The 20,835-nt window shown below is 64.3% G+C and carries 19 protein-coding genes and 1 tRNA gene; 14 read left to right on the top strand and 6 right to left on the bottom strand.

Annotation, left to right across the window (positions count from 1 at the left end; genetic code table 11):
* The first annotated feature begins 7 nt into the window (after positions 1-7).
* The 3 genes from folP (at position 8) to AC3WMR_RS17360 (ending at position 3,213) form a co-directional block, all read left to right on the top strand.
* A complete protein-coding gene (folP, locus tag AC3WMR_RS17350; RefSeq protein WP_492264030.1) occupies positions 8-853 on the top strand; it encodes a dihydropteroate synthase in 846 nt (281 codons plus the stop codon).
* Positions 850-2,193 (top strand): phosphoglucosamine mutase, encoded by a 1,344-nt coding sequence (glmM, locus tag AC3WMR_RS17355; RefSeq protein WP_492264029.1) that lies wholly within the window; start codon positions 850-852, stop codon positions 2,191-2,193. The genes folP and glmM overlap by 4 nt, the downstream gene beginning before the upstream one ends.
* 216 nt (positions 2,194-2,409) lie before the next feature.
* A complete protein-coding gene (locus AC3WMR_RS17360) occupies positions 2,410-3,213 on the top strand; it encodes a GNAT family N-acetyltransferase (protein WP_492264028.1) in 804 nt (267 codons plus the stop codon).
* A gap of 168 nt (positions 3,214-3,381) precedes the next feature.
* On the opposite strand, the gene ppx is transcribed toward AC3WMR_RS17360, so the two are convergent.
* The gene (gene ppx / locus AC3WMR_RS17365) at positions 3,382-4,869 is read right to left on the bottom strand and encodes an exopolyphosphatase (protein WP_025139559.1); all 1,488 of its coding nucleotides are present in this window, start codon (positions 4,867-4,869) and stop codon (positions 3,382-3,384) included.
* Between the two features lie 221 nt (positions 4,870-5,090).
* Here ppx and ppk1 point away from each other — a divergent pair, with 221 nt between their 5' ends.
* The 5 genes from ppk1 (at position 5,091) to pstB (ending at position 11,357) form a co-directional block, all read left to right on the top strand.
* Positions 5,091-7,166, top strand: coding sequence for a polyphosphate kinase 1 (gene ppk1 / locus AC3WMR_RS17370; RefSeq protein WP_492264027.1), 2,076 nt, complete (start codon positions 5,091-5,093; stop codon positions 7,164-7,166).
* Between the two features lie 291 nt (positions 7,167-7,457).
* Positions 7,458-8,498, top strand: a complete 1,041-nt coding sequence (pstS, locus tag AC3WMR_RS17375; RefSeq protein WP_492264026.1) for a phosphate ABC transporter substrate-binding protein PstS — start codon at positions 7,458-7,460, stop codon at positions 8,496-8,498.
* Positions 8,499-8,635: 137 nt separating this feature from the next.
* A complete protein-coding gene (gene pstC, locus AC3WMR_RS17380) occupies positions 8,636-9,652 on the top strand; it encodes a phosphate ABC transporter permease subunit PstC (RefSeq protein WP_175194411.1) in 1,017 nt (338 codons plus the stop codon).
* A 26-nt stretch (positions 9,653-9,678) separates the two neighbouring features.
* Complete coding sequence (pstA, locus tag AC3WMR_RS17385; RefSeq protein WP_175194414.1) at positions 9,679-10,533, top strand: phosphate ABC transporter permease PstA; 855 nt, start codon at positions 9,679-9,681, stop codon at positions 10,531-10,533.
* Between the two features lie 47 nt (positions 10,534-10,580).
* A complete protein-coding gene (pstB, locus tag AC3WMR_RS17390) occupies positions 10,581-11,357 on the top strand; it encodes a phosphate ABC transporter ATP-binding protein PstB (RefSeq protein ID WP_006221056.1) in 777 nt (258 codons plus the stop codon).
* 64 nt (positions 11,358-11,421) lie between these two features.
* Here the strand turns inward: pstB and AC3WMR_RS17395 are convergent, their stop codons facing one another.
* A complete protein-coding gene (locus AC3WMR_RS17395; protein WP_492264025.1) occupies positions 11,422-12,777 on the bottom strand; it encodes an MFS transporter in 1,356 nt (451 codons plus the stop codon).
* Between the two features lie 155 nt (positions 12,778-12,932).
* Between AC3WMR_RS17395 and AC3WMR_RS17400 the strand changes: the two genes are divergently transcribed.
* Positions 12,933-13,009: transfer RNA gene (locus tag AC3WMR_RS17400), tRNA-Pro, on the top strand.
* A gap of 119 nt (positions 13,010-13,128) precedes the next feature.
* On the opposite strand, the gene argE is transcribed toward AC3WMR_RS17400, so the two are convergent.
* The 4 genes from argE to AC3WMR_RS17420 form a co-directional block, all read right to left on the bottom strand.
* Positions 13,129-14,316 carry an acetylornithine deacetylase gene (gene argE, locus AC3WMR_RS17405; protein ID WP_492264024.1) on the bottom strand — a complete coding sequence of 396 codons (1,188 nt, stop codon included), beginning with the start codon at positions 14,314-14,316 and terminating at the stop codon, positions 13,129-13,131.
* A 47-nt stretch (positions 14,317-14,363) separates the two neighbouring features.
* Positions 14,364-15,332: a LysR substrate-binding domain-containing protein gene (locus AC3WMR_RS17410; RefSeq protein WP_492264023.1), complete on the bottom strand. Its 969-nt coding sequence runs from the start codon at positions 15,330-15,332 to the stop codon at positions 14,364-14,366.
* A gap of 95 nt (positions 15,333-15,427) precedes the next feature.
* Positions 15,428-16,099: a DUF1028 domain-containing protein gene (locus AC3WMR_RS17415; protein ID WP_492264022.1), complete on the bottom strand. Its 672-nt coding sequence runs from the start codon at positions 16,097-16,099 to the stop codon at positions 15,428-15,430.
* Positions 16,100-16,119: 20 nt separating this feature from the next.
* On the bottom strand, positions 16,120-16,533 hold the full coding sequence (locus AC3WMR_RS17420) for a RidA family protein (protein ID WP_175194459.1): 414 nt from the start codon (positions 16,531-16,533) through the stop codon (positions 16,120-16,122).
* Positions 16,534-16,850: 317 nt separating this feature from the next.
* Between AC3WMR_RS17420 and AC3WMR_RS17425 the strand changes: the two genes are divergently transcribed.
* From AC3WMR_RS17425 to AC3WMR_RS17445, 5 genes are all read left to right on the top strand, one after another.
* Positions 16,851-17,648 (top strand): maleate cis-trans isomerase family protein, encoded by a 798-nt coding sequence (locus AC3WMR_RS17425; RefSeq protein WP_492264021.1) that lies wholly within the window; start codon positions 16,851-16,853, stop codon positions 17,646-17,648.
* Between the two features lie 42 nt (positions 17,649-17,690).
* Positions 17,691-18,482: a transporter substrate-binding domain-containing protein gene (locus tag AC3WMR_RS17430; RefSeq protein WP_492264020.1), complete on the top strand. Its 792-nt coding sequence runs from the start codon at positions 17,691-17,693 to the stop codon at positions 18,480-18,482.
* A 124-nt stretch (positions 18,483-18,606) separates the two neighbouring features.
* A complete protein-coding gene (locus AC3WMR_RS17435) occupies positions 18,607-19,320 on the top strand; it encodes an ABC transporter permease (RefSeq protein WP_492264019.1) in 714 nt (237 codons plus the stop codon).
* Positions 19,310-19,999 carry an ABC transporter permease gene (locus tag AC3WMR_RS17440; protein ID WP_492264018.1) on the top strand — a complete coding sequence of 230 codons (690 nt, stop codon included), beginning with the start codon at positions 19,310-19,312 and terminating at the stop codon, positions 19,997-19,999. Before AC3WMR_RS17435 ends, AC3WMR_RS17440 begins: the two co-directional genes overlap by 11 nt.
* Positions 20,000-20,036: 37 nt before the next feature.
* On the top strand, positions 20,037-20,822 hold the full coding sequence (locus AC3WMR_RS17445; RefSeq protein ID WP_492264017.1) for an amino acid ABC transporter ATP-binding protein: 786 nt from the start codon (positions 20,037-20,039) through the stop codon (positions 20,820-20,822).
* Positions 20,823-20,835 lie beyond the last annotated feature (13 nt).

Below are 20,835 nucleotides of genomic sequence, written 5' to 3' on the forward strand. Positions count from 1 at the left end.
CTGAGTTATGGCAAATAACTTTCTTTGCGGGCGCTTCGAGTTTGATCTCGAGCGCCCGCTTGTCATGGGCATCGTCAATGTCACGCCGGACTCGTTTTCCGACGGCGGCCAGCATGACGATACCGATTCCGCCGTCGCCCACGCGCGCCAGCTCATCGACGAAGGCGCCCAGATCCTCGACCTGGGCGGCGAGTCCACGCGCCCTGGCGCCGACCCGGTATCGGTGGCCGACGAACTGGACCGGCTGCTGCCGGTGATCGAGGCGCTGCGCGACTGCGGCGTGCCCTTGTCCATCGACACCTTCAAGCCCGAGGTCATGCGCGCCACGCTGGATGCCGGCGCCGACATGATCAACGACATCTACGGTTTCCGGCAGCCTGGCGCCATCGAGGCGGTGGCGCAATCGCGCTGCGGCCTGTGCGTCATGCATATGAAAGGCGAGCCGCGCACCATGCAGGCGACGCCACCTGAATATTCAGACCTGATCGGCGAGATCGGGCTCTTCCTGGGGGCGCGCGCCCAGAAACTGCGCGCGGCCTGGGTCGACCCCCGACGCATCGTACTGGACCCGGGCTTCGGGTTCGGCAAGACCGCCGACCAGAACTTTCAACTGCTGCGCAGGCTGTCCAGCCTGCGCAGCGGCGGTTATCCATTGCTGATTGGCTTGTCGCGCAAGACCATGATCGGCCAGGCCACTGGCCGGCCGGTTGGCGACAGGCTGCCCGGCAGCATTGCCGCCGCCCTGGCCTGTGTGGCCCGTGGCGCGTCCATCGTGCGGGTGCACGATGTGGCGGCCACGGTCGACGCGCTCAAGGTTTGGCACGCGGCAGAACAAGGAGCTATTACTTCATGATTCGACGCAAGTATTTTGGTACCGACGGGGTCCGTGGCGAAGTCGGCGGTCCGGTGATCAACGCCGAATTCGCGTTGCGCCTGGGCTACGCCGCCGGCCGCGTGCTGGCCCGCGAACACGCGGTGCGCGGCGGCAGCCGCCCGCAGGTCGTGATCGGCAAGGACACGCGCATTTCCGGCTATATGCTGGAATCGGCCCTGGAAGCCGGGCTGTCGGCGGCGGGCATCGACGTGCTGCTGGCGGGTCCGATCCCGACCCCGGCCGTGGCCTACCTGACGCGCGCATTGCGCCTGGTCGCCGGCATCGTGATCAGCGCTTCGCACAATCCCTACCAGGACAACGGCATCAAGTTCTTCTCGGCCCAGGGCATGAAACTGCCCGACGAGATCGAAGCCGCGATCGAGGTCGCGCTGGACGAGCCGCTGGGTTGCGTCAGCTCCGAAGGGCTGGGGCGCGCGCGCCGCATGTCGGATGCGCAGGGCCGCTACATCGAATTCTGCAAGAGCACGTTCCCCAACGATCTGGACCTGAACGGCATGACGATCGTGGTGGACGCGGCTCACGGCGCCGCCTACAACATCGCGCCGCACGTCTTTCGCGAGCTGGGCGCCGAGGTCCATGCCATCGGGGTGCATCCGGACGGTTTCAACATCAACAAGGGCGTGGGCGCGCTGCACCCCGAGCTGCTGGCCAAGGAAGTGAAGGCACGCGGCGCGCAGGTCGGCATTGCGCTGGACGGCGACGCCGACCGCCTGCAGATGGTGGACGGTGAAGGCCGCATCTACAACGGCGACGAACTGCTTTATGCCATCCTGCGCGAGCGCATGCAGCGCGGCAAGGTCGATGGCGTGGTGGGTACGCTGATGACCAACTTCGGGTTCGAGCGCGAACTGAACCGCCTGGGCGTGGGTTTCGAGCGCGCAAATGTGGGCGACCGCTACGTGCTGGAACAGATGCAGGCGCGCGGCTGGCTGTATGGCGGCGAAAGCTCCGGCCACCTCTTGTGCCTGGATTGCCATTCCACCGGCGACGGCATCGTGGCGGCCTTGCAGGTGCTGACCGCGCTGCGCCGCAACCAGGTGTCGATGGCCGACTGGGTCAAGGACCTGCGCATGTACCCGCAGAAGATGATCAACGTGCCGATCACCCCCGGGCAGGACTGGAAGTCGCACCCTGGCCTGAGCGCGGCGCGCAAGGCGGTCGAGGCCGAACTGGATGGCCGCGGCCGCATCCTGATTCGTGCCTCGGGCACCGAACCCAAGCTGCGCCTGATGGTCGAAGCCGAAGACGAGGCCCTGGCCGTGGCGTCTGCTGAAAAGCTGGCGGCCAGCCTGGGATAAGCCGTTTTTTGCGTGGATTGAACATGGCCATTCATCGTTTTGCGATGAATGGCCATTGTTTGTGAACGTTGCGTATTGCTTTGTAAATATTTGTCGAGCTTTGCAGGAATTGGGCCTCATTGCTCCGATCTAAACTTCATAGTCACGTAACATATTGGTCAAGTCTTTGACATACAGGGCGTCCAAACTGACCGGACTCTCTAGGAGCTTCGCGCAATGCTGGAACTAGCACGCATCAACCCAAGCCGTAATGCCGCCGAACCGTGGACGGGACCTGCCGCCAGGGTGCTGGTGGTCGGCCTGGCGCGCACGGCCGAGGAAATCGAACAAATCCAGCGCCTGCGCTACGACGTCTTCACCGAAGACATGGGCGTGGTTTTCCCGGATGCCCAGGATGGGATCGAGCACGATCGCTTCGACCCCTTTTGCGAGCATCTGATGGTTCGCGAGCTCGACACCGGCCGTGTCGTGGGAACCTACCGCATCCTCACGCCTGAAAAGGCGCGCGAGGCGGGCGGCTACTACTCGCAATCCGAATTCGACCTGTCCGGCCTGGGCGCCATTCGCGACGAGCTCGTGGAAGTGGGCCGCTCGTGCACGCATGCCGACTACCGCAACGGCGCGGTCATCATGCTGCTGTGGTCGGGCCTGGCGGAATACCTGCGCCGCGGCGGCTACCAGTACGTGCTGGGCTGCGCCAGCGTCAGCCTGCGCGACGACGGCGTGACGGCCGCCGAAGTGTGGCGCACCATTTCCAAGCAGCTGCCCCAAGAGGGCCAGCCGCATGTGACGCCGTTGCACCGTTATCCGGTGGAAAAGCTCAACAGCACGCTGCCGGCCCGTGTGCCGCCGCTGATCAAAGGCTACCTGAAGTTGGGCGCCACGGTTTGCGGCGAACCCGCCTGGGACCCCGATTTCAACGCCGCCGATTTCCCGGTGCTGTTGAAGATGGACGGCATGGACGAGCGCTATCGCCGCCATTTCGGCCTGGATCAACCCGTCGCCAACGGCCAGCGCTGATCATGCGCCGCCTGTTCCGCCGTATGAAGATCAAACTGATACGGCGGGCCACGCGGCCTTTCCGTCTGGAACTCAAGCAGCTGGAACGGCAGACGGATCTGTTGCCGTTCTAGCACGCCTGAGTCTTGAGCCACACGACGCGGGGCCTGCCCCGCGTCGTCGTTTGCCTCAGAATTCCAGCAGTTCGAACGAGAACCCCACCTTCGACCACTCGGCTTCTTCCGCGCGCAGCGTGAAGTCGCTGAGCGGATGCTGCGCAAGCCAATCGCGGTTCACGCGGACCACGATCGAGTCGTTGCGCATCGATGCCGTGAGGGGCAGGGGCTCGATTTCGCCGCGGCGGCGAAACAGCAGCACCGCCAGGCGCAGGCTCAGGATGGCCATCCACTGGGCGCGGGTGCGTACCAGGGGTTCCAGCTTGCTCAGCTTGCCTTGGTGGCCAAGCGCCAACAGCGCCAGCAATTGCTGGTCAGCGCGCGAGAAGCCGGGCATGTCGGCGTTTTCCAGCACGTAGGCGGTGTGCTTGTGATACGCGTTGTGGGCGATCGACAGGCCGACTTCGTGCAGGTCTGCCGCCCAGCCCAGCGCCACGCGCAGTTCGGTGCGCTCCGGGCCTTCGGGCATCATCGCGTCGAACAGGCTGAGCGCGGCATGGTGAACGCGGCGGGCCTGGTTGACGTCGACGTGGTAGCGCTTCATGAACTGGCGCACCGACTCGTCGCGTTTGTCGTGTTCGTCGTCGCGGCCCAGCAAGTCGTACAGCACACCCAGGCGCAGTGCGCCGTCGCCGGTGTGCATGACGTCGATCCCCAGTTCGTCGAACAGAGCGCTCATGATGGCCAGGCCGCCGGGCAGTACGTCGGCGCGCTCGACCTTGATGCCGGGCAGTTCGGACGGGATCACCCGGCCGGCGCGCACGATGCGGTCTTTCAGCTTGGTCAGGCCGGCGCGGGTGATGCCGCGATCGGACAGGCCGCCTTCGGTCAGGATGGCGAACAGCGCCTTGGCGGTGCCGGACGAGCCATAGGCTTCTTTCCAGCCGGTCTTGCGGTACTGTTTGGCGATGACTTCGATTTCGCGGCGGGCGGCCAGTTCGGCCAGCTTCATCTGGTGGGCATCGACGATGCCGTCCGAGAAGAACTGGCGGCTGTAGCTGACGCAGCCCATGTACAGTGACGACATCAGGCCGGGCTCGTGGCCCTTGCCGATGATGACTTCGGTGGAACCGCCGCCGATGTCGATCACCAGGCGCTTGTTGGGCGAGGGGGGCAGGGTGTGGACCACGCCCGAGAAGATCAGGCGGGCCTCTTCGCGGCCGGCGATGACTTCGATGGGAAAGCCCAGTGCGGCTTCGGCACGGGGCAGGAAGTCGCGGGTGTTGCGCGCCACGCGGAAGGTGTTGGTCGCCACGGCTCGCACCCGGTTCGGGTGGAAGCTGCGCAGGCGGTCGCCGAAACGTTCCAGCACGGCGATGGCCCGCTCGATGGCGTCGTCGCCCAGGCGCTTTTCTGCGTCCAGGCCAGCGGCGAGCCGGACGGTTTCCTTGAGGCGGTCGATCTGATAAATCTGGGGCGTACCGTCCTGCTGAACGATGCGTCCGATGGAGAGGCGGAAGCTGTTGGACCCGAGGTCCACGGCGGCCAGAAGTTGATCCATGCGGCTCGTCAATATTGGCTTTGAGGTGGCCTGATTATAGATACCCCATGTGACAGCGCCGTCGGCTGCGGGTTTTCGCTTATGGAACATATGGTTGGCGTCGAAAGAAGGGGGCGCCATGTGTCCCGGTTTTGTCGTACGCTACACATTTGGCGTTGTGTCATAGAACCGTCACCCTTTTGCAGTAAAACTCCACGCTCTCCCTACGTATGGAATCCGGTATGACCACACGCCCGCCCGCCGAGCCCTTGCTCCTGAATCGCGAGTTGTCGCTGCTCAAATTCAACGAACGCGTGCTGGCGATGGCGGAAAATCCCAAGACGCCCTTGTTGGAAAGGCTGCGCTACGTCTGCATCGTCAGCTCGAACCTGGATGAATTCTTTGAAATCCGGATTTCCAGCCTGAAAGAGCAGCAGCGCCAGTCACCCAACCTGGTGGGCCCGGACGGCATGACCCCGGACCAGGCGTTCGAGAATGTCCAGCAGGCGGTGCACGAGCTGGTGGGGCGGCAGTACGCCCTGCTCAATGACGAGATCCTGCCGGCCATGCAGGCCGAGGGTATTGCGCTGCACCATGCCTCGGAATGGAACCCGCAGCAGCAGGAGTGGGCGCGCGAGGTCTTCAACCGCGACGTGATGCCGCTGTTGACCCCCATCGGGCTGGACCCGGCGCATCCGTTCCCGCGCGTCTACAACAAGAGCCTGAATTTCATCGTGTCGCTGTCTGGCGCCGACGCCTTCGGCCGCCAGGCATCCATTGCCGTGGTGCAGGCGCCGCGCGCGCTGCCGCGCCTGATCAAGATGCCGCCCGAGCTGTCCGGCCACCCTGAGGGCTACATCCTTCTGACCTCGCTGCTGCGCGCCTTCGTCGGCGAACTGTTCCCGGGCCTGGAAATGCTGGGCTGCTACCAGTGGCGGGTGACGCGCAACAGCGACCTGTTCGTGGACGAGGAAGAAGTCACGAACCTGCGCCACGCGCTGCAGGGTGAACTCTCGCAGCGCAACTTCGGCGCCGCGGTGCGGCTGGAAATCGACAAGCTCACGCCGGTGGAACTGGAAAACTTCCTGCAGCGCGAGTTCTCGCTCAAGCCGGAAGACACCTACCGTGTGCCGGGCCCGGTCAACCTGTCGCGCCTGATGCAGCTGTGCAACTCGCCCGACCGCCCGGACCTGCTGTTTCCCGACTACCGCGCGCCGCTGCCGGCGCCGTTCGACCGGGTTGGCGACAAGCCGTCCGACCTGTTCGAGGCCGTGGCCGAGCAAGACCGCCTGCTGCACCATCCGTACCAGTCGTTCCAGCCCGTCATCGACTTCCTGACCGCCGCCGCGCTGGACCCGGATGTGATGGCCATCAAGCAGACCATCTACCGCACCGGCGAGGATTCCGAGCTGATGAAGATCCTGCTGGCCGCCGCGCGCGCCGGCAAGGAAGTGACGGTGGTGGTGGAATTGATGGCCCGCTTTGACGAGCAGACCAACATCAATTGGGCCTCCAAGCTCGAAGAGGTGGGCGCTCACGTGGTGTACGGCGTGGTGGCGCACAAGACGCACGCCAAGATGGCCGTCGTGCTGCGGCGTGAAAAGGGCCGCCTGCGCCGCTACGCCCACCTGGGTACGGGCAACTACCACCCGCGCACCGCGCGGCTGTACACCGATTTCGGCCTGCTGACCGCCGATCCCAAGCTGTGCGAGGACATGGACAAGGTCTTTGCGCAACTGACCGGCCTGGGCGCGCGCCGCTCGCTCAAGGCGCTGATGCAGTCGCCATTCACCATGCATGACGGCATGGTGGCGCTGATCCGCGCCGAGGCTCGCGCGGCCAAGGCGGGCAAGCGCTCGCGCATCATGGCCAAGATGAACTCGCTGCTCGAAGAGCAGATCATCGAAGAACTGTACAAGGCCAGCCAGGCCGGCGTGAAGATCGACCTGATCGTGCGTGGCGTCTGCGCCCTGCGGGCGGGCGTGCCGGGCTTGTCCGAGAACATCCGGGTGCGTTCCATCGTGGGCCGCTTCCTGGAACACTCGCGCGTGTTCTATTTCTACGCCGAGGGCGCCGAGACCGTGTACCTGTCGTCCGCCGACTGGATGGACCGCAATTTCTTCCGCCGCGTCGAAATCGCCTTCCCGATCTACGACAAGTCGCTCAAGAAGCGTGTCATCGACGAAGCCTTCACCTTTGCCCTGCGCGACAACCAACTGGCCTGGCAGCAGCAGGCCGACGGCGACTACGTCCGCGTCAAGAGCCGCCGCGAACCCTTCAACCTGCACCAGTACCTGATGCAGAAGCTGGGCGTGTAGCCCCAGCCCGGGCAGGGGGGATGGGTATCCGTCCCCCTATAAATCTGCCCCCATTTCCCCGCAAGCAAAAAGAGGCATTCGAGGCAGGCGCTCCCAGAGCGCAGCCGCGCGGATCCGGCTACGCCGGTCCGCCACCGGCGCCCCCCTGGGGGGGAAGCGCGCAGCGCTCCGGGGGGGGGTTTGTGACTGTCACTATCTTGTCACGTTGGACTTCTAAGATGCGAGGGTCGCTGAAAGACAGGCAGTAGAAAGCCTGCCAAGACTCCTCTAACGAGCACAGAAGGAACCAAGATGTTCAAACGTGTCTTCAAACAAGTTTCACTGGGTGTCGCGCTGAGCGCCGCCGTGTTTGCCGTCCAGGCCGCCGATGTGACCGGCGCCGGCGCATCGTTCCCGTACCCGGTCTACGCCAAGTGGGCGTCGGACTACAAGGCAGCCACCAACAACGCGGTCAACTACCAGTCGATCGGTTCGGGCGGCGGCCAGCAACAGATCATCGCCAAGACCGTCGATTTCGGCGCTTCGGACGATCCCATGAAGGCAGCCGACCTGGACAAGAACGGTCTGCTGCAGTTCCCGGCCGTCATCGGCGGCACCGTGGCCGTGGTGAACATCGACGGCATCGCACCGGGCAAGCTGAAGCTGTCGGGCAAGGTCCTGGCCGAAATCTTCCTGGGCAAGGTCAAGAAGTGGGATGACGCCGCCATCAAGGCGCTGAACCCCGACCTGAAGCTGCCGTCGGCCGACATCATCGTCGTGCACCGTTCGGACGGCTCGGGCACCACCTTCGGCTGGACCAACTACCTGTCCAAGGTGTCGCCGGAGTGGAAGGAACAAGTCGGTGAAGGCAAGGCCGTCAAGTGGCCCGTGGGTCAAGGCGGCAAGGGCAACGAAGGCGTCGCCGCCTACGTCGGCCAGCTGAAGAACTCGATCGGCTACGTGGAATACGCCTACGCCAAGCAGAACAAGCTGGCCTGGACGCAGCTGCAGAACAAGGACGGCAAGTTCGTCCAGCCGGAACAGAAGGCCTTCGCTGCTGCCGCCGCCAACGCTGACTGGAAGAGCGCGCCTGGCATGGGCGTGGTGCTGACCGACGAGCCGGGCGCCGATTCCTGGCCCGTGACCGCCGCGACGTTCATCCTGATCCACAAGTCGCAAGACAAGCCCGCCCAAGGCCGCGCTGTCCTGGAATTCTTCGACTGGGCCTTCAAGAATGGCGCCAAGTCGGCTGAAGCCCTGGACTACGTGCCGCTGCCGGAAGCCGTGACCAAGGAAATTCGCGCCGCTTGGGGCGAAGTCAAGGCAGCCGACGGCAAGGCCGTCTGGAAGTAAAGCGGAACCCCGGCGCGGCGGCATCGCCCCGCGCCGGGATCTGCCCGCCGCCCCGGCGTCCGGATATCCGGATGCCGGGGCGGGTCTCCCGGATTCTCTCGTAGTTTCCCCCCAGGTTTCCTAAGGAAAGTCCATCCATGAGCGCGGTAATGGATAATAGTGTGCCGCTTTCGCCCAGCGTGGCGGACTCCGTGACTACCGGCACGCCTTCGCCTATGAAGCAAAATAAAAACGCGCTGATGGATGCGCTGTTCAAGAACCTGACCCGCCTGTTCGCCTTCCTGGTGTTCATTCTGCTGGCGGCGATTCTTATCTCCCTGATCTACGGCAGCCGCGAATCGCTGGCCAAGTACGGTCTGTCGTTCCTGTGGCTGAACGACTGGGACCCCGTCAAGCAGAACTACGGCGCCGTGGTGCCCATCATCGGCACGCTGCTGACGTCGGCCATCGCGCTGATCATCGCCGTGCCGGTGTCGTTCGGCATCGCCATCTTCCTGACCGAACTGTCGCCCACCTGGCTGCGCCGCCCCTTGGGCACCGCCGTCGAAATGCTGGCCGCCATCCCGTCCATCATCTACGGCATGTGGGGCCTGTTCGTCTTCGTGCCGGTGTTCCAGCAATACGTGCAGCCTTTCCTGATCGCCACGCTGGGCAGCGTGCCGATCATCGGCGGCATGTTCGCCGGGCCGCCTTTCGGTATCGGCATCTTCACCGCCGGGCTGATCCTGTCGATCATGATCATCCCGTTCATCGCGGCAGTGATGCGCGACGTGTTCGAGCTGGTGCCGGCCATGCTGAAGGAATCAGCCTACGGCCTGGGCAGCACGACCTGGGAAGTGATGTGGCGCGTGGTGCTGCCGTTCACCAAGTCCGGCGTCATCGGCGGCATCATGCTGGGCCTGGGCCGTGCGCTGGGCGAGACCATGGCCGTGACCTTCGTGATCGGCAACGCCTTCAAGTGGTCCGGCTCGCTGTTCTCGCCGGGCAACTCGATCGCCTCGGCGCTGGCCAACGAATTCAACGAAGCGGGCGGCATCCAGAAGTCGGCATTGCTGGAACTGGGCCTGATCCTGTTCCTGATCACGACGATCGTGCTGGCCCTGGCCAAGATGCTGCTGGTTCGCCTGTCTGCTGGCGAAGGCAAGAAAACCTGACGCGCCGCGAGCCCAAGGAAAAGAACATGGCTGTATCCGTACTCAATATGCAGAACGGCGTGTATCGCCGGCGCCGCGTGGTCAACCGCATCATGCTGACCATCTCGCTGGGCACGCTGGTGTTCGGGCTGTTCTGGTTGTTCTGGATCATCCTGACGCTGCTGACCAAGGGCGCGCCGGCGCTGTCGTACACCCTCTTCACCGAGATCACGCCGCCGCCGGGGCAAACCGGCGGCCTGATCAACGCTATCTTCGGCAGCGTGATGATGGCCGGCGTGGGCACGCTGATCGGCACGCCGGTCGGCATCCTGGCCGGCACCTACCTGGCCGAATACGGCCAGCGCGGCTGGCTGGCGCCGGCCACGCGCTTCCTGAACGACGTGCTGCTGTCGGCGCCGTCGATCATCATCGGTCTGTTCATCTACGCCGTTTACGTGGCGCAGGTGGGGCACTACTCGGGCTGGGCCGGCGCCATCGCGCTGTCCATCCTGGTGATTCCGGTGGTGGTGCGCACGACCGACAACATGCTGCTGCTGGTGCCCAACAGCCTGCGCGAGGCCGCGGCCGCGCTGGGCTGCCCCAAGTGGCGCATGATCACGCTGGTCTGCTATCGCGCCGCCAAGACCGGCATCATCACCGGCGTGCTGCTGGCGATTGCCCGCATCTCGGGTGAAACCGCGCCGCTGCTGTTCACGGCGCTGTCGAACCAGTTCATGTCGACCAACATGAACGGCCCGATGGCCAACCTGCCGGTCGTGATCTACCAATACGCCGCCAGCCCCTTCAAGGACTGGAACGACCTGGCCTGGGCCGGGGCTACCCTGATTACGCTGCTGGTGCTGGGCATCAACATCCTCGCCCGCAACATGTTCCGCAAGTAAAGATCGCTTTGCCGGCGCGCCAGGCGCGCCGGACCTAGGGAAACCAAATGGAAAACACCGCTACCGCCGTCAAGAACAAGATCGAGGTCAAGAACCTGAACTTCTACTACGGCAAGTTCCATGCGATCCGCAATGTGAACATGTCGATCCAGGAGAAGAAGGTCACCGCCTTCATCGGCCCGTCGGGCTGCGGCAAGTCGACGCTGCTGCGTACCTTCAACCGCATGTTCGAGCTGTATCCGGGCCAGCGCGCCGAGGGCGAAATCATCCTGGACGGCGAAAACCTGCTGACCGCCAAGACCGATATTTCGCTGATCCGCGCCAAGGTCGGCATGGTGTTCCAGAAGCCCACGCCGTTCCCCATGAGCATCTACGACAACATCGCCTTCGGCGTGCGCCTGTTCGAGCGCCTGTCCAAGGGCGAGATGGACGAGCGCGTGGAATGGGCGCTGAGCAAGGCCGCGCTCTGGAACGAAGTGAAGGACAAGCTGCATCAGAGCGGCAACAGCCTGTCGGGCGGGCAGCAGCAGCGTCTGTGCATCGCCCGTGGCGTGGCCATCAAGCCGGAAGTGCTGCTGCTGGACGAACCGTGTTCGGCGCTGGACCCGATCTCGACCGCCAAGATCGAAGAGCTGATCGCCGAACTCAAGAACGACTACACCGTCGTCATCGTGACTCACAACATGCAGCAGGCCGCGCGCTGCTCGGACTACACGGCCTACATGTACCTGGGCGAGCTGATGGAATTCGGCCAGACCGACCAGATCTTCGTGAAGCCGTCGCGCAAGGAAACCGAAGACTACATCACCGGCCGTTTCGGTTGAGGTGACGCCGGCCTGAGTGGCCGGATCATTGACGGCGCGCCCGCAAGGCGCGCCGTTGTCGTTTTCAGGACCGTTGCTGTTGCAGGGTCTGCGCGCCGGGGGCGGGTTGGGCCTGCGATCCCCCGGCGTAGCGGCCGGGGATCAGGATCACGAACACGGCCGCCAGTACCGCCGCGCACGAGAAGGCGATGAAGTTCCAGGCCAGCGGCAATTGCAGGCTGGCCAGGTAGCCGCCGACGATGGGGCCGCTCATGGCGCCGATGCGGGCAAACGACAGCGCCCAGCCGGTGGCCGCGCCGCGCGCATGCGCCGGGTAGTAGCCAGCCAGGTAGCCCGTCAGGATCAGCGACGACGAGATGCTGCCTACGCCCGCCAGCGCCACCCACAGGTAGTTCACGACCAGCGGGTTGTTGTAGGTCAGGCAATAGATGCCGACGGCGCCCACCAGGAAGAACAGCGCCACGATCTTGCGCGGCTCGGTCTTGTCGGCAAACCGTCCCAGCACCAGGCCGCCAATGGCGGACGCCAGGCTGAACACCAGCAGGAACGACAGGCTGGAACCCAGGTCGTAACCGTTCTTGCGCATGATCTGCGGCAGCCAGGTGTTCAGGCCATAGACCAGCATCATGCCCAGGAACAGCGCGCCCCAGAAACACAGGGTGGCGCGCAGGTGGCGCGGCGAGAACACCGCCGCCATCACATCACGCCAGGTGGCTTTCTCGCCCGCGACTTCGCGCGGGCGGAAGGGCTCGAGCGATACGATACCCAGGCGATCGGCCATGGCGCGGGCGCCGGCTTCGTCCCCCTTGGCCAGCAGGTATTCCAGCGACTCGGGCAACCAGCGTGCCAGCAGCGGCACCAACAGCAACGGCGCTGCACCCACCAGTATTACCGAGCGCCAGCCCCAGTGCTGCAGCAGCGCCATGGCCACCGCAGCCGAACACAGGATGCCCAGCGAATAGCCGGAATACATCACGCCGTAGTTGAAGCCGCGCTTGGCCGGCGGCGAGTATTCGATGGTCAGCGCGGCCGCCACGGGAATCACGCCGCCCAGCCCCAGGCCGCCAATGAAACGGAAGGTGGCGAACCACGTCGGCGTGGGCGCCCAGGCGGCGCCGATCATCGTCAGGGAAAACAGCGTGACGCAGGCCAGCAGCATGCGCCGGCGGCCCAGCAGGTCGGACAGCGTGCCCACCGCGAACGAGCCCACGAACATCCCGGCCAGCGCGTAGCTGCCCAGCATGCCCAGCTGGATCGGCGTCAGGTTCCAGCTCTTATCGTCGGCCAGGGCGGGCAGCACCGCGCCCATCACCCCGACGTCGTAGCCTTCGAACAGGATCGCCAGCCAGCAGACGAACAGCACGGTATAGGTGGTCCGCGTTGGAGCAGCCCAGGCGGACGAAGCAGAGGCGGTGGCCATGATTTTCCCGATGAGTATGTCGTTATGGATTTGAATTTAATTTATGCTTCAACTATATAGGTGTCAATCAGGGCTTGCGCGCGAAAGCGGCCTTCACGGACGCGGGAAGGGCGCGGTTTCGGCGTGCCTGCCGTATCTGGTATAGTTGCCACCCTCGGGGCGTAGCGCAGCCTGGTAGCGCATCTGCTTTGGGAGCAGAGGGTCGTGAGTTCGAATCCCACCGCCCCGACCAGTAAAAACAAAGGGTTAGCTCATTTTTAATGAGCTAACCCTTTTCGTTTTGGGGGGTACGCGTCTTCAGAGAGGCGCTTCAGCGCGGATCTTCGGCGTGCGTCTGGGACTCAGGGGGACTCAGCGGCCCGCCGGCGCCATCAGATACCGCGTCAGCTTCTCCATCATCGCGTCGCACGCCTCAAGCTGGGACAGTTCGACGTATTCATCGGCCTTGTGCGCCACCTCGATGCTGCCCGGTCCGCAGATCAGCACCGCCGTCTGCCCCCACAGCTGCTGGAACAGCCCGCCTTCGGTGCCGAATGCGGCCTTGGTGAGCGGCGTGTCCGGCGGTAACCACGAGGCCAGCAGCGCCACGCCCGCGGAGTCCTCCGGCGTGGCAAGGCCGGGATAGCTGTTGACCGTGGTGACCCGGGGTGGCTCGGCATCGGGCAGGGCGCCTGCGGCACGCATCTTTGTCTGCGTGAGCGCCAGCACCCGCTCCAGGATCTGGTTCGGGTCGTCCTGCGCGACGTTGCGAATCTCGAAATTGACTTCGCATTCCGCGGGCACGATGTTCAGCGCCGTGCCGCCCTTGATGGTGCCGGCATGCACGGTGGTGTAGGGCACTTCATAACCGGGTTCGCGTGGCCCGTGTTCGGCCAGGTCATGCTGCACGTCGCGCAGGGCGCTGATCAGGTCGCTGGCCGTATGGATGGCATTGACGAAGTGCGGCGCCAGTCCCGAGTGACCCGCCTGGCCGCAGCACAAGGCCCGGTAGGCGGCCTTGCCCTTGTTGCCGGTGCCGATCTTCATCAGCGTCGGCTCGCCCACCACGCAGAGCAGCGGGGCGGGTTGCATGGGTTTCAGCGCGCGCAGCAGATGGCGCACGCCGACGCAGCCAATTTCCTCGTCGAACGACAGCGCCAGATGCAGGGGCCGCGCAAGCGGCTGACCGGCCGCGCGGATCATGGCCATCACGGCGCAGGCGACAAAGCCCTTCATGTCCGCGCTGCCCCGGCCATAGATGCGCCCGTTGCGCTCAGTCGCCTCGAAGGGCGGCGAGGTCCAGGGCTGGCCGGTCACGGGCACTACGTCGGTATGGCCCGAGAGCACGATGCCGGGCACGTCCAGGGGGCCGACGGAGGCGAACAGATTGCTGCGCCGGGCGTCCTGCGGGTCCGCCACCCGCGTGGACGCGATGCCCGCCTGCGCCAGCAACGCCTGCACGCGCTCGATGAGTGCGACGTTGGGCGTCAGCGTGACGGATTCAAACGCGATCAGTTCGCGCAATAGGTCTGGACTGTTGTCCGGAGTCGGAGTGCTCATGGCATGGATCTGCAGGGTTGCGAGCGGCACGCGGGCGTGCCGTCCGTTCAGTTGGTTTCAGGGGGCGGCACATAGGGGTCGAAGAAGCTGCCTTCGCTCATGCCGGGTATGTATTGATCCGAGATATAGGCGCGGCAGCGCTGCATGAAGACTTCGGTCAGCCGTGACGGTTTCATCGGCTTGTAAGTCGTCAGCCCAAGCAGCATCGGGCGATGCTCGCCCACCAGGCGCAGCCGCACCAGCCGCTTGCCATCCAGCGCCTGGGTGGACTTGGGCCGCACGTTGAACAGGGCATAGCCGATGCCGTTGGCGACCATGGACCGCACCACTTCTTCCGAGCGCGAACGCGCCACGATGTTCGGCTCCAGGCCGAACTTCGCGAACAGCGACATGAAGTAATCGCGGCTCAAGGGCAGGTCCAGCAGCACCATGGGCAGGCGGGCCAGCTCTTCAAGCGTCACCGCGATCTGCTGCGACAGCGGATGCAGTTCGCTCACCACCACATGCGGCGGCAGGCGCGCCAGCGCCTCGAACGAGATTTCATCGCCCAGCCTCAGGTCGTAACTGAGCGCGACGTCGATTTCCAGGGTATGCAGCTTGTCGATCAGCAACTGCTGGTCGCCTTCGACCATGTGCAGATCCACTTTGTCGAAGGCGCGGGAGAAGCCGAAGATCACCTCGGGCGCGATCATGGCCGTGAGCGACTGGAAGCAGCCCACGCGCAAGGTGCCCTGGATGGTATTGCTGGAGACGGATGCGATCTTGTAGAGGCGCGACGCGCGCTCGAGCAGGTCTTCGCATTCGCTCATGACCTGTTGGCCGAGCACCGTCAGGGCCAGGCCCTTGGACGGATGCCGGACGAACAGCTGCACGTCCAGCTCCGTTTCGACATGGGCGATGGCGGCCGAAATCGACGGCGCCGAAATGTGGATCTGGCTGGATGCCGCAGCGATGCTGCCGTGTTTGGCCGTGGCGACGAAGTACTCCATCTGGCGCAGCGAAATGCGATTGAGCATAGTCCGAAGTGAGAAAGAAGAGTGTCTCCACTATGCCCGGACGGCGGGCAGGGCGCTCCTCGGGTTTTCTCGCACTCGCCGCCTGCCACCGCCTGTCACAGGTTGCCGGGCACGCCGAAACTCGGTGCGGCGCGCGGATCCCTGGCGCGGGTGATGTAATCCTGGATCTGCGGTTCGTAGACCTTCCAGGCCTCGTACAGGGTTTCGACGGGGCATTGTTCCACCCAGTCCATGCGCAGGTCGACGATAGGCCAATCCAGCTCTGCCACCACCAGCAGCCCGGCCGAATGCACCGGCCCTTCTTCGCCGCCGGCTGCCTGACCCGCCAGCATGGCCTGCATCAGGCGTTCGGCCAGCGAACCCGGCGTTTTCTCGAAGGCCGACAGCATGGCGGCGGGCACATCCAGCGAGGCCAGCATATTGCCGGCGGACGCGGCGTGCTCGCCCTTCGCGCTGGCCAGGCGGCCCAGCGCGTTCGACCCGGTGAAGATGGCCGGCGCCTGCGTGGCGTCAATGGCCATCAGTTGCCGATAGCTGATGAACGGGCGCTCGGCCAGCGACTGCAGCGCCCGCTCGGGCGAATGGCCCTGGCCCATCGCGTCAAGGATGAGCGGCCCCAGCGCGGGGTCGGTGATGTTCTGGCTGACCGCTGCTCCCACGCCAGCGCGTGCGCGCACGCACCGCGCCGCCACCGCGGGCGACGACGATGAGACGGCCGCGCCGAACTGGCCGGTGGCCGGGCAACGGGCAATGATGGAAAAAGTCATGACCTGGGCCTCCTGTTGCGTCAATCCGGAATAACGGCAGTCGCGTCGATTTCCACCAACCATTCGGGCCGCGCCAGTGCCGACACCACGATACCGGTGGACACGGGGAATACGCCCTTGAGCCACTTGCCCACCACCAGATAGACCGCTTCGCGATAACGGGGATCGATGATGTAGATCGTGATCTTGCAGATGTCCTGCAGCTCGCCGCCGGCTTCCCTGAGCAGCATGTCGATGTTCTTCATCGCCTGCTCCGCCTGGCCCGAGGCATCGCCGATGCAGACGCTCTCGGACGTGTCCAGATTCTGGCCGATCTGCCCGCGCAGGAAGACGGTGCTGCCGCGCGCGACGACGGCCTGGCACAGATCGTTGTCGAGTTTCTGTTCCGGGTAGGTGGCCTTGGTATTGAAAGTGCGTATGCGCTTGTGCTTCATGGCTCGTATCTTTATTAGGGTTTATCCGGGGCCCCCGCGTCTGCCTGGCAAGCGGCATCGCATAAGACCGTGACCTGCCCGCTGATGGTCGGCCCAAGCGACGCAGCAGCCTATTTGTTTTTTCCGGCGTCCCGTCTCGGAAATCCTGACGTGGGCGACGTCCGCGGCGGCGGGCCGTTGCCATGCCTCGGACGGCCTGGTACGGCCATCAGGAAAATCTATCCATGCCAACGGAAAAGGCGACTTGGTCGCTCGGATCGCGTCTCTCATCATTGGTTTTCGCTGGCCCACGCCACTTCTCCTTGCAGGGAATCCGGATGAACACCGCCTCTACACGCCCACCCGCCACTTATCCCCGATTTCGCTACGACGGTTCCGGCGATCTCGCCCGCATCGGGCTGATCTACATCGCCTCCAGCGTCGTGATGGAAGAAGAGATGTGGGCCATGTCCGCACCGGGGGTTTCCACCCATACCGCGCGCATCAAGCTGCCCAAGGTCACGGTGCAGGGCATCGAGGAAATGATGAACGCCCCGGAACTGGAACAGGCGGCGCGGCTGGCGGGCGCAGCCCCCATCGACGTGCTGCTGTTCGGCGGCACCAGCGCCTCGTTTCTGCATGGCACCGCCTACGACCAGGCACTTATCGAAAAGCTGCGGCAATGGGTGCCGGGGCCGAAGATCACCACGGCATCGACCGCCACGCTCGCGGCCTTGAATAAGGTGAAGGCCGGCAAGGTGGCGCTGGCCACGCCGTATCTGCCGGAAATCCATGAGCGCGCCATCCGCTTCCTGCAAGAGAATGGCCACGAGGTCGTCAAGAGCGCCTGCCTGGGCATCTCGGATGACCACGCGCTGGCCGAGGTCTCGCTCGAGAAGGTCTATGACCACGTTGTCTCGGTCGACCACCCGGACGCGACGGCCATCTTCGTGTCGTGCACCAACTTCCGGACCGTAGGCGCCATCGAGGCGCTGGAGCAGAAACTCGGCAAGCCGGTGATCTCGGCCATCCAGGCCTCGTTCTGGCACTGCCTGGACCTCACCGGCGCGGCGGGCGCCAAACCCGGTTATGGCTCGCTGTTCGACTCGACCCTGAGCAAGGCCCACACGATGTAAGCACTTCGCCACGGCGGATCACCAATAAACAAGGGGAAAAAGATGCATCTGCACAAAACCATCACGGCGCTGACACTCGCAAGCGCCTCGTTATCCGTCTTGGCGCCGGCCCATGCCGAGAAGCTGGTGCTTGGCAACGAGGGAAGCTATCCCCCGTTCAGCATGGTCGATCCGTCGGGTCGCCTGACGGGTTTCGAACCCGACCTGGCGCGCGAGATGTGTAAACGGATGAAGGTCGATTGCGAAATCGTCGTCATGGACTTCAAAGCCCTGATCCCGGCGCTGCTGCAGAAAAAACTGGATGCCGTGGTCAGCCAGACCAAGCCACTGCCAGAGCGCAAGGAAAAGGTGCTGTTCGGCCGTGCGGTGCTGTTCAATCCGGACTCTTACGTGGTGCCCGAGGCGAAGCACTACACCTTCACGCCCGAGGGACTCAAGGGCGTACGGATCGGCCTGCAACGCGGTTCGGCGCAAGCCAAATACGTGTCCGAGACGTTCGGCAACGCCGTACAGATCGTGTTCTACGACAACCCCGACCAGATCCGGCTCGATCTCGCCAACGGGCGGCTGGACATGAGCCTGGGTCCCAAGATCAGCTGGACCAACGAGTTCCTGTCCAAGCCCCAGGGCAAGGGTTGGAAATTCGCGGGCGGCGACTTGTGGACCGGCGGCGGCGAGGCCGGATCGAGCTGGATCGCCCGCAAGGACAGCGGCGAGCTGCTCAACCGCATGAACGCCACGCTGGAAACCATCATCAAGGACTGCACCTTCACCAAGCTGCGCAAACCCTATATGGAAGTGGAACTGCTGCCCGAGGAAGCGGCCTGCCGCTAGCCCGATCCGCGCAACCCGCCTGAGCCGCTCGGCACGAGGCCGGCGGACCAGGCGGTATGTTTCGCACGCTTGCCAGGGTTTGTGCCTGGCGCTTTTCAATGTGACCAGGCTTTAGGAATACCTCATGCCTTCGATGGGTTTCGTGCAGCAACTCGCGACCGGCGCGATGATGACGATCCAGGTCGCCGTCTGTGCCTATCTGCTGGCGCTTGTGATCGGGACGTTCTTCGCCCTGATCACGCTGCGGCCAACGCTGCTGGCCAGAATCATCTGGATTCCGTATGCCTCCATTTTCACCGGCGTGCCTTCGCTGCTGGTGGGCTTCCTGTTCTATTACGGCGGCTCGCAGATCGTCGCCGGCATGCTTGCGCCGTTCGGCATCGGCCAGCGCATCGAGATCACGCCTTTCATGGCGGCGGTGGCGGCGCTGGGCATGGTCTACGGGGCCTACCTGGCCGACCTGATACGCAGCGCGATCCAGAACGTGCCCCATGGACAGTTCGAGGCCGCGCGCGTGCTGCTGGTGCCGCGCAGCGCTATCTGGCTGAAGATCATCCTGCCGCAGATGTTGCGCCTGGCCTTGCCCGGCATGACCAATATGTGGATCGTCGTGCTCAAGGACACCGCGCTCATTTCGCTGATCGGCCTGAAGGAAATCATGGCCTACGCCAAGCTGGCCTCCGGCGTGACCAAGGAGCCCTTCGTCTATTACCTGCTGGCGGCGTTCTTCTTCCTCATGATGACCTGGCTGACCTACTACGTGGCCCGCCGCGTCGAAACGTGGGCCGCGCGAGGCTTTCATCCCGTCGTGACCCAGGGAGCGTCTCATGCACTTTGATTTCCAGGTGGCCTGGGACAGCCTGCCCAAACTGCTGGCCGGCGCCGGCACCACGTTCGCCGTGTTGCTGCCGGTGCTGGTCATCGGCCTGCTGCTGGCGCTGCCGGTTGCCCTGGCGAGCTTTCGGCCGGGCCCGCGCACCGTCTTCGCCAGCAGCTATATCGGTTTCTTTCGCGGCGTACCCAGCCTGGTGCTGCTGTACCTGATTTACAGCGGACTGCCGCAGTTCTCTTTCGTGCGCGACACTTTCCTGTGGGACGTCTTTTCCAGTGCCTACGTCTGCGCCTGGCTGGGCCTGGCGTTGACGCACTCGGGCTTCATGGCAGAGATCATTCGCGGCGGGCTGGCGGCGATTCCCAAGGGCACCATCGAAGCCGCGCAGACCCTGGGCCTGAAGCCCGCGCAGATCCTGTTCCGCCTGCGGCTGCCGCTGATGGCGCGCTATGTGCTGCGCGCCTATCAGAACGAGCTGCTCATCATGGTGAAAAGCACGGCGGCCGTCAGCGCCATCACGCTGGTCGACCTGACCGCCGCCGCCAACACCGTGTTCGACTACACCTACGACCCGTTCACGCCCCTGATCACGGCGGCGGCCATCTACTGGTGCATCACCAACTGCATACGTCTTGGATTCTCGATCGCCGATCGCAAATTGAACCGCTATCTCGTCAGAGTCTGAACCGCCCGGCCGACCGTCCACCAGAGCGCGAACCATCATGACTGCCATCCTGTCCCGCATCACGCCGCCGTTGTCCTCCGTCCGTTCTGAATGCGCGCCCGCGGTATCCATCGCGGGACTGAACAAGTTCTACGGCACGTTCCACGCCTTGCGGGACATCCACCTTGAGGTGGCCAGCGGTGAGATCGTCATTCTGTGCGGCCCATCGGGATCGGGAAAGTCCTCGCTCATCCGCTGCATCAACCATCTGGAACAGCACGACTCGGGCGAGATCCACGTCAATGGCACCGCGCTGACCCGGCGCCCGGAAAGCGTGGAGCAAGTCCGGCGCCAGCTGGGCATGGTGTTCCAGAGTTTCAATCTCTTTCCGCATATGACGGTGCTGGAGAACTGCACCTTCGCGCTGAAGATCGCCTTGAAGACGCCGGCCGGCGAGGCCGAGCAGACGGCTCGGGAATACCTCGCCAAGGTCAATGTGATCGAACAGGCTGGCAAGTATCCGATCCAGCTTTCCGGCGGCCAGCAGCAGCGCGTGGCCATCGCGCGCGCGCTCTGCCTGCGGCCGCGCATCATGCTTTTCGACGAACCGACCTCGGCGCTGGATCCGGAATCGGTCGGTTCCGTGCTGCGCATCATGGAAGACCTGGCCCAGACCGGCATCACCATGATCTGCGTCACCCACGAAATCGGCTTTGCCCGCAGGGTGGCCGACCGCTGTGTGTTCATGGAGCGCGGCGAAATCATCGAGACCGCGCCCACCGAACAATTCTTTGCCTCGCCCAGGAACGAGCGGTTGAAGACTTTCCTGGAGCAGGTTCTGTAGCCAACAACATAGA

Source organism: Achromobacter sp. FW305-C-28 (genome assembly GCF_058783235.1).

Excerpts from the sequence above, each read along its gene's own strand:
- AC3WMR_RS17445 (WP_492264017.1), top strand. The coding sequence starts at position 20,037 with ATGACTGCCATCCTGTCCCGCATCACGCCGCCGTTGTCCTCCGTCCGT.
- AC3WMR_RS17415 (WP_492264022.1), bottom strand. The coding sequence starts at position 16,099 with ATGACTTTTTCCATCATTGCCCGTTGCCCGGCCACCGGCCAGTTCGGC.
- folP (WP_492264030.1), top strand. The coding sequence starts at position 8 with ATGGCAAATAACTTTCTTTGCGGGCGCTTCGAGTTTGATCTCGAGCGC.
- pstB (WP_006221056.1), top strand. The coding sequence starts at position 10,581 with ATGGAAAACACCGCTACCGCCGTCAAGAACAAGATCGAGGTCAAGAAC.
- AC3WMR_RS17440 (WP_492264018.1), top strand. The coding sequence starts at position 19,310 with ATGCACTTTGATTTCCAGGTGGCCTGGGACAGCCTGCCCAAACTGCTG.
- AC3WMR_RS17410 (WP_492264023.1), bottom strand. The coding sequence starts at position 15,332 with ATGCTCAATCGCATTTCGCTGCGCCAGATGGAGTACTTCGTCGCCACG.
- argE (WP_492264024.1), bottom strand. The coding sequence starts at position 14,316 with ATGAGCACTCCGACTCCGGACAACAGTCCAGACCTATTGCGCGAACTG.
- ppx (WP_025139559.1), bottom strand. The coding sequence starts at position 4,869 with ATGGATCAACTTCTGGCCGCCGTGGACCTCGGGTCCAACAGCTTCCGC.
- AC3WMR_RS17395 (WP_492264025.1), bottom strand. The coding sequence starts at position 12,777 with ATGGCCACCGCCTCTGCTTCGTCCGCCTGGGCTGCTCCAACGCGGACC.
- AC3WMR_RS17430 (WP_492264020.1), top strand. The coding sequence starts at position 17,691 with ATGCATCTGCACAAAACCATCACGGCGCTGACACTCGCAAGCGCCTCG.
- ppk1 (WP_492264027.1), top strand. The coding sequence starts at position 5,091 with ATGACCACACGCCCGCCCGCCGAGCCCTTGCTCCTGAATCGCGAGTTG.
- AC3WMR_RS17360 (WP_492264028.1), top strand. The coding sequence starts at position 2,410 with ATGCTGGAACTAGCACGCATCAACCCAAGCCGTAATGCCGCCGAACCG.
- AC3WMR_RS17425 (WP_492264021.1), top strand. The coding sequence starts at position 16,851 with ATGAACACCGCCTCTACACGCCCACCCGCCACTTATCCCCGATTTCGC.
- AC3WMR_RS17435 (WP_492264019.1), top strand. The coding sequence starts at position 18,607 with ATGCCTTCGATGGGTTTCGTGCAGCAACTCGCGACCGGCGCGATGATG.
- pstC (WP_175194411.1), top strand. The coding sequence starts at position 8,636 with ATGAGCGCGGTAATGGATAATAGTGTGCCGCTTTCGCCCAGCGTGGCG.
- AC3WMR_RS17420 (WP_175194459.1), bottom strand. The coding sequence starts at position 16,533 with ATGAAGCACAAGCGCATACGCACTTTCAATACCAAGGCCACCTACCCG.
- pstS (WP_492264026.1), top strand. The coding sequence starts at position 7,458 with ATGTTCAAACGTGTCTTCAAACAAGTTTCACTGGGTGTCGCGCTGAGC.
- pstA (WP_175194414.1), top strand. The coding sequence starts at position 9,679 with ATGGCTGTATCCGTACTCAATATGCAGAACGGCGTGTATCGCCGGCGC.
- glmM (WP_492264029.1), top strand. The coding sequence starts at position 850 with ATGATTCGACGCAAGTATTTTGGTACCGACGGGGTCCGTGGCGAAGTC.